The sequence below is a fragment of the Streptomyces sp. 15-116A genome (assembly GCF_025290915.1).
Classification (GTDB): domain Bacteria; phylum Actinomycetota; class Actinomycetes; order Streptomycetales; family Streptomycetaceae; genus Streptomyces.
Map to the genome: position 1 here is coordinate 1 of NZ_JAOCQE010000181.1, position 12,975 is coordinate 12,975.

9 protein-coding genes are annotated in these 12,975 nt (G+C 71.2%); 2 read left to right on the top strand and 7 right to left on the bottom strand.

Annotation, left to right across the window (positions count from 1 at the left end; all coding sequences use genetic code 11):
• The 4 genes from N4P33_RS24350 to N4P33_RS24365 form a co-directional block, all read right to left on the bottom strand.
• The coding region (locus N4P33_RS24350; protein ID WP_260828868.1) for a flavodoxin-dependent (E)-4-hydroxy-3-methylbut-2-enyl-diphosphate synthase at positions 1–168 on the bottom strand (168 nt) is incomplete at its 3' end.
• A 189-nt stretch (positions 169–357) separates the two neighbouring features.
• Positions 358–1,650, bottom strand: coding sequence for an RIP metalloprotease (locus tag N4P33_RS24355; protein ID WP_260828870.1), 1,293 nt, complete (start codon positions 1,648–1,650; stop codon positions 358–360).
• Between the two features lie 8 nt (positions 1,651–1,658).
• Positions 1,659–2,921 (bottom strand): 1-deoxy-D-xylulose-5-phosphate reductoisomerase, encoded by a 1,263-nt coding sequence (gene dxr / locus N4P33_RS24360; RefSeq protein WP_260828861.1) that lies wholly within the window; start codon positions 2,919–2,921, stop codon positions 1,659–1,661.
• A gap of 186 nt (positions 2,922–3,107) precedes the next feature.
• On the bottom strand, positions 3,108–5,057 hold the full coding sequence (locus N4P33_RS24365; protein ID WP_260828862.1) for an acyl-CoA dehydrogenase family protein: 1,950 nt from the start codon (positions 5,055–5,057) through the stop codon (positions 3,108–3,110).
• Positions 5,058–5,327: 270 nt separating this feature from the next.
• Between N4P33_RS24365 and N4P33_RS24370 the strand changes: the two genes are divergently transcribed.
• Together N4P33_RS24370 and N4P33_RS24375 are read left to right on the top strand one after the other, a co-directional pair.
• Positions 5,328–6,341 carry a LacI family DNA-binding transcriptional regulator gene (locus tag N4P33_RS24370; protein WP_260828863.1) on the top strand — a complete coding sequence of 338 codons (1,014 nt, stop codon included), beginning with the start codon at positions 5,328–5,330 and terminating at the stop codon, positions 6,339–6,341.
• Positions 6,342–6,510: 169 nt separating this feature from the next.
• Positions 6,511–8,574: a glycoside hydrolase family 31 protein gene (locus tag N4P33_RS24375; RefSeq protein ID WP_260828864.1), complete on the top strand. Its 2,064-nt coding sequence runs from the start codon at positions 6,511–6,513 to the stop codon at positions 8,572–8,574.
• Between the two features lie 60 nt (positions 8,575–8,634).
• On the opposite strand, the gene N4P33_RS24380 is transcribed toward N4P33_RS24375, so the two are convergent.
• The 3 genes from N4P33_RS24380 to N4P33_RS24390 all read right to left on the bottom strand — a co-directional run.
• The gene (locus N4P33_RS24380) at positions 8,635–9,348 is read right to left on the bottom strand and encodes a GH12 family glycosyl hydrolase domain-containing protein (RefSeq protein ID WP_260828865.1); all 714 of its coding nucleotides are present in this window, start codon (positions 9,346–9,348) and stop codon (positions 8,635–8,637) included.
• A 36-nt stretch (positions 9,349–9,384) separates the two neighbouring features.
• A complete protein-coding gene (locus N4P33_RS24385; RefSeq protein ID WP_260828866.1) occupies positions 9,385–11,583 on the bottom strand; it encodes a glycoside hydrolase family 95 protein in 2,199 nt (732 codons plus the stop codon).
• Positions 11,580–12,975, bottom strand: a 1,396-nt coding sequence (locus N4P33_RS24390) for a beta-galactosidase (protein WP_260828867.1), incomplete at its 5' end; no start/stop codon positions are given. The genes N4P33_RS24385 and N4P33_RS24390, both read right to left, overlap by 4 nt.

The following is a 12,975-nucleotide window of genomic DNA, read 5'->3' on the forward strand; positions in this document are numbered from 1 at the left end:
CTGCTGCAGCGTGGCGCCGATGTCGGACGTACGGGTCGTCGTCATCGACTGGACCGAGACGGGCGCGTCTCCGCCGACCGCCACGGATCCGACCTGGATCTGCCGGCTCTTCCGGCGCTCGGCGAGCTTGGTCGGAACGGACGGCATGCCGAGAGAAATCGCAGTCATCTGCTGTGCAACCCCAAGTCGTGGATCAAGGTCCGGCCCCCGGTGAGCAGCGGGCTCCGGGCTTCGAGATTACGGCACGGGCCTTGGCCCGAGCACATCCCCCGGGTAAACCCACCCAAAGGACGACGGCCCGGAACGAAAGGGTTCCAGGCCGTCGTGAACGGTGGGTGTACGGCGGGTGCGGCCCCCTCAGGAGATGCGGACCGGGTTCACCACGTCCGCGATCAGGACCAGGATCGTGAAGCAGACGAAGATTCCCGCGACCACGTACGCCACCGGCATCAGTTTGGCGACGTCGAAGGGGCCGGGGTCGGGGCGGCGCAGCAGTTTCGCGGTGTTGCGGCGCAGGGACTCCCAGAGGGCGCCCGCGATGTGGCCGCCGTCGAGCGGCAGCAGCGGGAGCATGTTGAACAGGAACAGGGAGAGGTTGAAGCCGGCGAGCAGCATCACGAACATCGCGAGCTGCTGGGACGCCGGAATGTCGAGGGTGGCGATCTCGCCGCCGACCCGGGCCGCGCCGACGACGCCCATCGGGGAGTCCGGTTCGCGGGGGCCGTCGCCGAAGGCCGCGTCCCACAGGGCCGGGACCTTGGAGGGCAGGGCCGCGAGGGAGTCGACCGCGTCGCCGACCCGGTCGGTCATCCAGGTCACCGAGTCGCCGAAGTCCTGTTTGACGACGCCGGTGGCGGCGCTGAAGCCGAGGAAGCCGGCCTTGACGTACTCGCCCTCGACGTAGGCGCCGTTGCCGTCCTTCTTGGCGACCAGGTTGGTGGCGATCTTCGCCTGGAGGGTGACCTCTTCGCCCTTGCGGTCGACGACGATCGGCACCTGCTTGCCGGCGCTGTCGCGGATCAGGTCGGAGAGGGTGCCCCAGTCGTCGGTGCGCCGGCCGTCGAAGGCGACGATCCTGTCCCCGGCCTTCATGCCGGCCGCGGCGGCCGGGGACTGCGGGTCGGACTTCTCGCACTTGTCGCGGTTCTCGCTCTGCGAGATGACGCAGGGCGAGACCGAGGCGACGTTGGTGGTCTGCTGCTGGATGCCGAAGCCCATAAGCACGGTGAGGAACAGCACCACCGCGAGGATCAGGTTCATGAAGGGGCCCGCGAACATCACGATGACCCGCTTCCACGGCTTGCGCGTGTAGAAGAGGCGGTTCTCGTCGCCGGGCTTGAGCTCCTCGAAGGCGGCCGAGCGGGCGTCCTCGATCATGCCGCGCCACGGGGAGGTGGAGCGTGCCTCCATCCGGCCGTCGGGGCCGGGCGGGAACATGCCGATCATCCGGATGTAGCCGCCGAACGGGATCGCCTTGACGCCGTACTCGGTCTCGCCCTTGTGCCGTGACCAGAGGGTCGGACCGAAGCCGACCATGTACTGCGGCACACGGATGCCGAACATCTTGGCGGTGGACAGGTGTCCGAGCTCGTGCCAGGCGATGGAGAACAGCAGGCCGACCGCGAAGACGACTATGCCGAGGATGAACATCAGGGTCGTCATGCACGCGCCTCCGCGCTCGCCGTCCGGTCGGTCAGTTCCCGGGCCCTCGCCCGCGCCCAGGTCTCCGCTTCGAGGACGTCCGGCACGGTGAGAGAGGTTCCCGTGCCCGGGGTGCCGTGTTCCTCGACGACCCGGGTGACGGTCTCCATGATGCCGTTGAACGGGAGCCTGCCGGTGCGGAAGGCCTCCACGCACTCCTCGTTGGCCGCATTGAACACGGCCGGGGCGGTGCCCGCGAGTTCCCCGACGTGCCGGGCGAGGTTCACCGAGGGGAAGGCCTCGTTGTCGAGAGGGAAGAACTCCCAGGTGGACGCCTTGCTCCAGTCGAAGGTGGGCGCGGCGTCCGGGACCCGTTCGGGCCAGCCGAGGCCGATGGCGATGGGCCCGCGCATGTCGGGGGGCGTCGCCTGCGCCAGTGTCGAACCGTCCGTGAACTCAACCATCGAGTGGACATACGACTGCGGATGCACGACCACCTCAATGCGGTCGAAGGGAATGTCGTAGAGCAGGTGCGCCTCGATGACCTCCAGGCCCTTGTTGACCAGGGTCGCGGAGTTGATGGTGATCACCGGGCCCATCGCCCAGGTGGGGTGGGCGAGGGCGTCCTCGACGGTGACGTGCGCGAGCTCTTCCTTCGTACGGCCGCGGAAGGGGCCGCCGGAGGCGGTGACGACCAGCTTGCGGACGTCGGCGCGGGTGCCGGCGGCCAGCGCCTGGAAGAGGGCGGCGTGCTCGGAGTCCACCGGGATGATCTGACCGGGCTTGGCCAGCGCCTTGACCAGGGGGCCGCCGACGATCAGGGACTCCTTGTTGGCGAGCGCGAGGGTGCGGCCCGCCTCCAGGGCGGCGAGGGTCGGGGCGAGGCCGATGGAGCCGGTGATGCCGTTCAGGACGGTGTGGCAGTCGGAGGCGGCGAGCTGGGTGGCCGCGTCCGGGCCGGCCAGGATCTCGGGCAGCGGCTCCCCGGCCCCGTAGCGGGCGGTGAGTGCCTCGCGCAGCTGCGGTACGACGTCCTCGCGGGCGACGGCGACCGTGCGGACACCTAGGCGGTGGGCCTGGTCGGCGAGGAGGTCGACGCGGGTGCCGTGTGCGGAGAGGCCGGTGACCTTGAAGCGGGTGGGGTTGCGCAGCACGAGGTCGATGGCCTGGGTGCCGATCGAGCCCGTGGAGCCGAGGATCACCACGTCCTTCGGGCCGTCTCCGGCGACGGGGTCGTACACCAGATGCGGATCGGCGAGGGGAGCTGGAGCGTCGGTCATGGGCTCCATTGTGTCGGGTGGGGGTGTGTGCGGGTGCCCACCCCCGGTGGTGCCCGGGGGTGGGTTTCGCTTGCCCGCGCTTGCGGGGTGCCGCTGCGCCCACCCGTGCCGCCCCAGCGGCACGACTGCCCGCAGCTAGGGCGGATAAGCGCACGGTTGCCCGCAGCTACGTATGTCCGTACAGGGTCAGCGGATGGGGCGGTGGACGTTTTCCCTTGTGCTCGGGCCCGGTGTTGCGTCTGCGATCCACGGGCCGTCGTCGGACGGGTCGATGATTCCCTGCTCCAGCCACTCATATGTCCCGGACAGGACTCCCTTGACCACCTTGCGGTCCAGGTCGTCCGTGTTGGTCCACAGGCGGTTGAAGAGTTCCTCGACCCGGATGCGGGCCTGGCGGCAGAACGCGTCGGCGAGCTGGTAGGCCTCGCGGCCGTTCTCGTCGCGGCTGCGCAGCAGCTCCGCCCGGACGCAGGCCGCGCTCATCGCGAACAGCTCCGCGCCGATGTCGACGATCCGGCCCAGGAAGCCCTGCTTGGTCTCCATCCGGCCCTGCCAGCGCGACATGGCGTAGAAGGTGGAGCGGGCCAGCTTGCGGGCGGTGCGCTCGACGTAGCGCAGGTGCGGGGAGAGGTCGATGCCGTGCTTGAACTCTCCGTACGCGGTCGGGAGCTGGCCCGGTCCCGCGACCAGCTTCGGCAGCCACTTCGCGTAGAAGACGCCCGCGTTCGCGCCCGCCTTCGCCTTGTCGCTCAGGGACTTCTCGGGGTCGATGAGGTCGCCGGCCACCGACAGGTGGGCGTCGACGGCCTCGCGGGCGATCAGCAGGTGCATGATCTCCGTGGAGCCCTCGAAGATGCGGTTGATGCGCAGGTCGCGCAGGATCTGCTCGGCCGGTACGGCCCGTTCGCCGCGGGCCTTGAGGGACTCCGCCGTCTCGAAGCCGCGGCCTCCGCGGATCTGGACGAGCTCGTCGGCCATCAGCCAGGCCATCTCCGAGCCGTAGAGCTTGGCGAGGGCGGCCTCGATGCGGATGTCGTTGCGGTCCTCGTCGGCCATCTGGGAGGACAGGTCGAGGACGGCCTCGAGGGCGAAGGTGGTCGCGGCGATGAAGGCGATCTTCGAGCCGACCGCCTCGTGCAGCGCGACCGGCTTGCCCCACTGCTCGCGGGCCGCCGACCACTCGCGGGCGATCTTCAGGCACCACTTGCCGGAGCCGACGCACATCGCGGGCAGGGAGAGCCGGCCCGTGTTGAGGGTGGTCAGCGCGATCTTCAGGCCCTGGCCCTCCTCGCCGATGCGGTGGGAGGCGGGGACGCGGACCTGATGGAAGCGGGTGACGCCGTTCTCCAGGCCGCGCAGGCCCATGAAGGCGTTGCGGTTCTCGACGGTGATGCCCTCGGAGGCCGATTCGACGACGAAGGCGGTGATGCCGCCGCGGTGACCCTCCGACTTCGGGACGCGGGCCATGACCACGAGGAGGTCGGCGACCACGCCGTTGGTGGTCCAGAGTTTCACCCCGTCGAGGACGTAGTCGTCGCCGTCGGGGACTGCCGTGGTGGCGAGGCGGGCCGGGTCGGAGCCGACGTCCGGTTCCGTGAGGAGGAAGGCGGAGATGTCGGTGCGGGCGCAGCGCGGCAGGAACTTCTCCTTCTGTTCCTGCGTGCCGAAGATCTTGAGCGGCTGCGGGACGCCGATCGACTGGTGGGCCGAGAGCAGCGCGCCGATCGAGGGGTTCGCGGAACCGACCAGGGCGAGGGCCTTGTTGTAGTAGACCTGGGTGAGGCCGAGGCCGCCGTATTTGGTGTCGATCTTCATGCCGAAGGCGCCGAGTTCCTTGAGGCCGGTGATGACCTCGTCGGGGATGCGCGCCTCGCGCTCGATCAGGGCGCCGTCGATCTTGGTCTCGCAGAAGTCGCGGAGTTTGGCGAGGAACTCCTCGCCGCGCTGGGCGTCCTCGTCGGCGGGCAGGGGGTGGGGGTGGATGAGGTCGAGCCGGAATCGGCCGAGGAACAGTTCCTTGGCGAAGCTGGGCTTGCGCCAGTCCTGCTCCCGCGCGGCCTCGGCGACCTGGCGGGCCTCACGTTCGGTGACGGTGGGTCGAGACGGAGCTTTGGGTGTCTCGGGTGCTGCGGACATGAGGCTCACCTCGCCGCGAATCGGGATGGTGTGGTTTCGTTACCGACTGGTGCTACCCGATCGTATGTACCCGATTCGTAGCGACCCCACCACCCTTCGTGCGGCCGATCGGCCGATACGTGCCCCGGCGGCGAAGCTGAGGAAAAGCTGTCGAAGCGCTTCGACACCCTATGGACACCCACCTCCGCTGGAGCTACTGTCGAACCACCCTCACTCGCCCTTGTCGGTTCTGCGCACTGTCGAAGCGCTTCACAAAGCTTGGAGAGCTGGATGGTCACCCTCGCCGAGGTCGCCCAGCACGCCGGAGTCTCGGCGAGCACGGTGAGCTATGTCCTCAGCGGCAAGCGGTCCATCTCCGCGACCACCCGGCAGCGGGTCGAGCGGAGCATCCGCGAGCTCGGGTACCACCCGAACGCCGGGGCGCGCGCCCTGGCCAGCAGCAGGTCGAACATCATCGCGCTGATGATCCCGCTCCGCACCGACATGTACGTGCCGGTGATGATGGAGATCGCCATCGCGGTGGCCACCACGGCCCGCACGCACGGGTACGACGTGCTGCTGCTCACCGGTGAGGAGGGTCCCGACGCGGTGCGGCGCGTGGCGGGCAGCGGCCTCGCCGACGGGATGATCCTGATGGACGTCGAACTCGACGACGAGCGGCTGCCGTTGCTGCGGGAGACCGACCAGCCGGCGGTGCTCATCGGGCTGCCCGCCGACACCACCGGGCTGACCTGCGTCGACCTCGACTTCAAGGCCACCGGTGCGCTGTGCGCGGAGCATCTGGCGGAGCTGGGCCATCGTGACCTCGCCATCGTCGGGGAGGCCCCGGCGGTCTACGAGCGGCACACCGGGTTCGCCGAGCGCACCCTCGACGGGCTCCGCACGCGCGGGCGGGAGCTGGGGCTGCGGCTGCTGCACCGGCCGTGCGAGGGCGGGTACGACGCGATGGCCGTGACGCTCGCGCGGATCCTCGACGAGCGGCCCGGCACCACCGGCTTCGTGGTGCAGAACGAGTCGGCGGTCGAGCCGCTGCTCGCGCTGCTGCGGCAGCAGGGGCGGGCCGTGCCCGAGGACGTGTCGGTGGTCGCGATCTGCCCGGAGCAGGTCGCCGTGCAGGCCTCGGTGCGACTGACCTCCGTGGCCATCCCCGCGCAGGAGATGGGGCGGCACGCCGTGGAACACCTGGTCGCCAAGCTCGACGGGCGGGGCGGCGACGAGGTTGTGCTGCTGCCGCCCGAGCTGACGGTACGGGCGAGCTCGGGACCGGCGCCCGCACAGTCGTAGACACCGCACACCGCGAACACCGGGACACCGGCACCCTCTCCCCCGCTTCACCGGCCACGCGCCCCGCTCAGGGCACCCCCATGCCTGCACTCCCCATGCCTGCACGCCCCATGCCTGCACGCCCCATGCCTGCACTTCTCATGTCTGCACTCCTTCAGGAGCACGCCTCGTGACACAGTCCGCGCAGTCCGCACAGCCCGCCGCCGAGACCCGGCCCAAGGTCAGCCTCGCCCAGTCCTCGCCCACTGTCGGCACGTTCCGGGAGCGGGACGGTGCGCTGGAGTGGAGCGGCCGTCAGGAGACCGTACGGATCGAGCCGTGGGGGCCGGACGGCGTACGGGTGCGGGCCCGGCTCGGCGGCCCGGTGCTGCGGAATCTGCCCGGCGCCCTGCTGGACGAGGCGCCGCCCACCGAGAGCACCGTGAAGATCGAGGACGGGCGGGCCCGGCTCACCGTCGGCGCGCTGACCGCGGAGGTCGACGCCGAGGGCATGGTCCGCTTCCTGCGCACCGCCGACGGCGGCGAGCTGCTGGCGGAGGACCGCGCCCACTTCTGGTGGCCGGGGTCGCGCCTGTACACGGCGGTCGGCAACGGGCATCACCGGCTGGAGCAGCGGTTCGCCGCCTACGACGACGAGAAGCTGTTCGGCCTCGGTCAGCACCAGCACGGGCGCCTCGACCAGAAGGGGCTGGTCGTCGACCTGGTGCAGCGCAACGCCGAGGTGAGCATCCCGGTGCTGACCTCCAGCCGGGGCTACACCCTGCTGTGGAACAACCCGGCGATCGGCCGTGTGGAGCTGGCGCACAACGGCACCCGGTGGGTGGCGGACTCGGCGCGGCAGATCGACTACTGGATCACCGCGGGGGATCCGGCCGACGCCCAGCGCCGGTACAGCGCGGTCACCGGCCGGACGCCGATGCTGCCGGAGTGGGCGGCCGGTTTCTGGCAGTGCAAGCTGCGCTACCGCACGCAGGACGAACTCCTCTCCGTGGCCCGGGAGTACAAGCGCCGCGGGCTGCCGCTGGACGCGATCGTGTGCGACTTCTTCCACTGGACCCACCTGGGCGAGTGGAGGTTCGACCCGCAGGAGTGGCCGGACCCGGCGGCGATGGTGCGCGAACTGGCCGAGCTGGGGGTGAAGTTGGTGGTGAGCGTCTGGCCGTCGGTGTCGCCGCTGAGCGAGAACCACCCGGTGATGGAGCAGCGCGGCTGGTTCATCGGCACGCAGTACGGTCCGATGGCGCACGCCGACTGGCCGGACAAGGAGGTCGCCTCCACCGTCCAGGTGGCCTTCTACGACGCCACCAACCCGGAGGCGCGGGAGTTCGTGTGGTCCAGGATCAAGGAGAACTATCTCGACCCGTACGGCATCACCGCCTTCTGGCTGGACGCCTGCGAGCCCGAGCTGAAGCCGGGCTTCTCCGAGAACCTGCGCTACTGGGCGGGACCGGGCCTGGAGGTCGGCAACCTCTACCCCGCCGAGAACTCCCGCACCTTCTACGAGGGCCTGCGCGCGTCCGGCGAGGAGGAGGTGATCACCCTCAACCGCTCGGCGTGGGCGGGCAGTCAGCGCTACGGGGCCGCCCTGTGGTCCGGTGACATCGGCACCGACTTCGCCACCCTGCGCCGCCAGATCGCGGCCGGGCTGAACACCGCGCTGTCCGGGATCCCCTGGTGGAACACCGACATCGGCGGCTTCCACGGCGGCGACCCGGACGATCCGGCGTACCGGGAGGTGATGGTGCGCTGGTTCCAGTTCGGCGCGCTGTCGCCGCTGATGCGGCTGCACGGTTTCCGCGACCCGGGGATGCCGCTCGGCCCGGACATGACCGGCGGCCCGAACGAGGTGTGGTCGTACGGGGAGGAGGCCGGGGCGATCCTGGAGCGGTATCTGCGGCTGCGCGAGCGCCTGAAGCCGTATGTGCTCCAGGTCATGCGGGAGGCGCACGAGGACGGGCTGCCGGTGATGCGGCCGCTGTTCCTGGAGTTCCCCGGCGATCCGGCCGCGTGGTCGGTGGACGACGCGTATCTCTTCGGGCGTGATCTGCTGGTCGCCCCGGTGCTGACGGCGGGCGCGACCGCCCGTACGGTCTGTCTGCCGGCGGGGGCGCGCTGGACGGACGCGTGGACGGGGGCGGTGTACGAGGGCGGCGCGGCGGTCACCGTCGAGGCGCCGCTGGACCGCATCCCGCTGTTCCTGCGGGACGGGGCGCGGCTGCCGATCGCCGAGTGAGACGCGTGCGGCCGGTCGCGCAGGAGAGGGACCGGCCGTACGCCTTGTCTTGTTGCGGGATCAACTGCTGCTGACCGTCAGGTTGTTGGTGCGGAAGTCGAGGCCGCCCGCCGACGAGGTGATCTCGTAGCCGAACTGCACGTCACCGATGGTTTCGTTGCCCATCCAGCCCTTGGTGTCCTTGATCCACTTCAGGATGGGGAGGATGTCGACGGAGCCGGAGTTCGAGTCCGAGGTGCGCAGGAAGGAGAAGACCTGGTTGGCGCCGTTGTCGCCCTTGTAGACGTTCCAGGTGTGGCCGCCGAGGGTGACGGTTCCCTGGGGGCTGCCGAGCGGGCCGACGGCTCCGTTGTGGTTGACCCAGAGCATGATCTCGTAGTCGTAGTCCGTGTCCCAGATGTCGTACGAGGTGTTGTACGCGCCCGAGGACGGGACGGTGACGTTGTAGCTGCTGGTGAGGGAGGCGAGGGAGGCGATCGGCTTGTTGATCACCTTTTTGGCGTTCGGGTAGGACTTGATGCCGCCGGTGTTGGGGTGGTCCGCCCAGACGCCCCAGTTGGTGCCGGAGTTGGCCCAGATGCACTGGCTGCCGGCGCCGGAGCCCCAGATGTTGTTGTAGAGGGTGTAGCCGTTCAGGCTGGTGTTGCCCCACTGGTCGCAGGAGTTCCAGACGGCGGCGTGGGCGGGGGCGGAGGCGAGGCCGGCGGTGGCGCCGAGCGCGAGGGCGGGTGCCAGCAGGGCCTTGGCGAGCCTGCTCAGTGTTCTTGTTGCCATGGCTTGTCCTTCCATGGGTGGGGGGAGGTGCGGGGGTCACCGCGCCTTCAGGGTGAGGACGCGGTCTTCTCCGGCGACCAGGTCGAGGGACTCGGTGCCGGTGGAAGTCCACAGGTCGATGCGGTGGTCGCGGGTCGGGCGCAGGACGGCCGTGGCGTCGTCCGGGGTCCAGGTGAGGTCGACGGTCGCGCCGAAGCGGGTGCGCACGCCGCGCAGGCTGCCGCGCGGGTAGGCAGGGAGCGGTGCGGGCCAGAGGACCAGCCGGTCCGGGGTGGACTGCACGAGCGACTCGATGAGCACGGCGGGCAGGGTGTGCGCGGCGTCGGCGTTGTAGACGTCGCGGTGCGGATAGTGGGCGCTCATCAGGGAGGCGTGGAAGAAGTCGCCCTCCAGCACCTGGGCGAGCGCGTGGGCGACGCGGCCGGGGTCGCGGAGCCGGGCGGCGATCAGGGCGTGGTGCAGATGGCCGTGGGCGGAGTCGTTCTCGGCGCCGCGCAGTGCGAGGGCGCGGTGGGCGGCGGCGGCCAGGGCGGGGGTGTCGTAGGGGTTGATCTCGTCGAGGGGCCAGACGCCGTAGAGGTGGCTGAGGTGCCGGTGGTCGTAGGAGTCGTCCAGGCCGGGCCACGCCCATTCGGCGAGAGCCCCGTCGCTGTTGATCCGGTGCGGGGGGAGGCGGTCGGCCAGCGCCCGCCAGCGGTCGGCGTGTTCGGGATGCAGGTCGGCTGCGGTGAGCAGGGCGTGGCGGGCCGCGGAGAGGTCCATGGCCGCGTTGATCGCGCCCCAGCTCGCGTTCGCGGGCCGGTTCTCGGGCGAGTAGGAGGGGACGACGACGAGACGGCCGTCGGGGTCGGTGCGGGTGAGGAAGTCCTCGTAGAAACACGCGACTTCGGCGAGGGCGGCGGCGGTGCGCGGGTCGCGGGTGCCGTGGGTCTCGTCGTGGTCGACGAGGGGCTTGAGCAGCCAGTCGGCGCCGGCCGTCCACAGGTGCAGGGGGTACTCGCGGCTGAAGTGGTAGCTGTGCCCGGACTCCCCGTCGCTGTGGGCGGGCGCGACCGCGCCGCGGGCGCCGAAGACCGCGCGGGCGTTGTCCCGCCAGTCGGGCAGCTGCCGCTGGACGAAGGAGGCGAGCGCCTCGGTGACCTCGGGGAGGGCGGCAGCGGCGGCGGAGGCGGTCTGGAGGTTGAGGTTGGCGTCGAGGGTGAGGGCGCCGGACCAGGCGGTGTTCCAGTCGCCGGTCCACAGTCCCGTCAGGCGGGGCGGCAGGAGCCCGCTCGCGGACAGCAGGTGGTAGCGGCCGGCCGCGAAGAGCCGTTCGGCGAGGGCGGGGCTGTGCGGGCGGGTGAGCAACTCCGAGCCCGGCAGGGCGCGTTGGTCCGGGTCGGCGGCGAGGTCGAGGGCGACACGGGCGTAGGCGGTCCGGTGGAGGGCCAGGTGCCGGGCGAGGAGGGCGTCGTAGGACGATCCTGCCGTGTCGGCGAGCAGATCGCGCAGAGCGCGGCCCTCGGCCACGACGTCCGCCTCGCCGGTATGCCGGCGTACGCGGGTGAGCAGCAGGACGTCCCGGGCGCCGTCGATCCGCGCTTCGGGCGGCGCGAGAGACGTGGTGCCGCCGGTGACGGCGACCAGGGTGATGCCGGTGTAGGCGAGGTCGCTGCCGGGATAGCGGGCGCGCAGGGTCAGCAGGGCTCCCTCGGCGGCGAGGAACGTGCCGTGGCCGACGCCCAGTTCGGTGGGGGCGCCGGGGAGGCGGTGGTCCAGGGAGATGCCGAGGGTGCCCGTGGCCGTGAGGTGCTGGACGATCACGTCGTCGGCGCGGGAGACGAAGACCCGGCTCGTCCAGCCGGCGCAGGCCGCCTCCGTGACGCCGGTGGTGAAATCGACGGTACGGCGGTATCGGTGCCGGTTCCCGCCCTGGCGGCGTACGCGTACCTGGAAGGCCGGGTGGAAGGGGCGGACCCAGGTCAGCGGGCGGCCGTCGGTGAAGTCCTCGGCGGCGGCCAGGTCGCCGGAGAGCAGGCGGTCCTGGAGTGCGGGGAGCCGGTCGGCCAGTCGGGGCGGCGTGCGGTGCGTGTCGTCGCCGGGGCGGACCAGGGTGTGGTGGGTGACGACGACCCGTTCGTCGTCCGGGTCGCCGAACACCAGGGCGCCGTGGTGGCCGTTGCCGCTGAGGAAGGCGTCCTCCCAGCGGTCGGCCGGGCGGGGCTCCCAGGTGCCGTGGACGGGCGTGGCGCTCATGACCGCAGCACCGCGGCGCCGTACCGGCCGAGGGTGATCCGGTCGGTGACCGTCGTGTCCGTGAGCAGGTCGTGGTGGGTGCCGGGGACGTCGACGGTGACCGGCTCGCGGCCGTGGTGGAGCAGGAACAGCAGCTCGCCCCGGCGCACGGCCTCCACCCGCTCCGGGAGCCCGTCGAGCACCGGCCGGACTCCCGCGCCGGCGGCGATGCGGGCAAGGAGCTCCCGCAGCGCCCCTGGCTCCGGGAGCGTCGAGACGTACCAGGCGCGGCCCTTGCGCAGCACGGCGGGCAGCCCGTCGAGCTCGCCGCCCTGGTAGGGGATCGCCTCGTCGGCGGTGCCGTCCGGCTCCAGCTCCTCCGACCACAGGGTGCCGGTGAAGCCCTCGCAGGCGACGGTCTCCCCCGCCTCCAGCGGCCACCACTCGTGCAGGGTGCGGAGGCCGAAGAGGTCGCGCAGGCGGGCGTCCATGCCGCCGGGGCGTACGCGGTCGTCCCGGTCGGCGACTCCGGTGAGGAAGCCGCAGACGAGGGTGCCTCCGCCGCGCACGCAGGAGAGGAGGTTGTCGAGGGCGGTGTCGGTGAGCAGGTGGAGCTGGGGGACGACGACCATGCGGTAGGCGGACAGGTCGTGCTCGGGGTGGGCGAAGTCGGCGGTGAGGTGGGCCTGCCACAGTGCGCGGTGCCAGGAGCTCAGGACGTCCGCGTAGTCGACCTCGCGGGACGGCCGCCCTTCCTGGTCGCCGGCCCACCAGGAGTGCCAGTCGTGCAGTACGGCGACATCGGAGGTGCTGTGCTGCCCGGAGACGTGCGGGGCGATCCGCGCGAGGTCGGCGCCGAGCTGCTTGACCTCCTGAAACGTCCGGCCCTCGGGGCCCGCGTGGCCGACCATCCCGGAGTGGAACTTCTCGGCGCCCTGCCGGGACTGGCGCCACTGGAAGTAGCAGACGGCGTCGGCGCCCCGCGCGACGGCCTGGAGCGACCACAGGCGGTTGAGGCCGCGTGGCTTGGGGTGGTTCACGCCCCGCCAGTTGACCGGGCCGGCCGCCTGTTCCATCAGCATCCAGGGGCCGCGCGCCTGGGAGCGGGTCATGTCCTGCACGAGCGCGCCGCTCTGCGCCCCGAGCGGGTCGCGCGGGTCGGGGTAGAGGTCGACGGAGACGACGTCCTCCTCCTCGGCCCAGCGCCAGGCGTCCAGGCCCTGCCACAGCGGCATGAAGTTGGTGGTGACCGGCAGGTGCGGGGTGTGGCGGCGGACGATGTCGCGCTCGGCGACGTAACACTCCAGGAGCATGTCGGAGGTGAAGCGCCGGAAGTCCAGCAGTTGCGTGGGGTTCTTCATGTAGTGGGCGTGCCGGGGCGTGTGGATCTCGGCCCAGTCGCCGTAGCCCTGG

Excerpts from the sequence above, each read along its gene's own strand:
- dxr (WP_260828861.1), bottom strand. The coding sequence starts at position 2,921 with ATGACCGACGCTCCAGCTCCCCTCGCCGATCCGCATCTGGTGTACGAC.
- N4P33_RS24385 (WP_260828866.1), bottom strand. The coding sequence starts at position 11,583 with ATGAGCGCCACGCCCGTCCACGGCACCTGGGAGCCCCGCCCGGCCGAC.
- N4P33_RS24380 (WP_260828865.1), bottom strand. The coding sequence starts at position 9,348 with ATGGCAACAAGAACACTGAGCAGGCTCGCCAAGGCCCTGCTGGCACCC.
- N4P33_RS24365 (WP_260828862.1), bottom strand. The coding sequence starts at position 5,057 with ATGTCCGCAGCACCCGAGACACCCAAAGCTCCGTCTCGACCCACCGTC.
- N4P33_RS24355 (WP_260828870.1), bottom strand. The coding sequence starts at position 1,650 with ATGTTCATCCTCGGCATAGTCGTCTTCGCGGTCGGCCTGCTGTTCTCC.
- N4P33_RS24370 (WP_260828863.1), top strand. The coding sequence starts at position 5,328 with ATGGTCACCCTCGCCGAGGTCGCCCAGCACGCCGGAGTCTCGGCGAGC.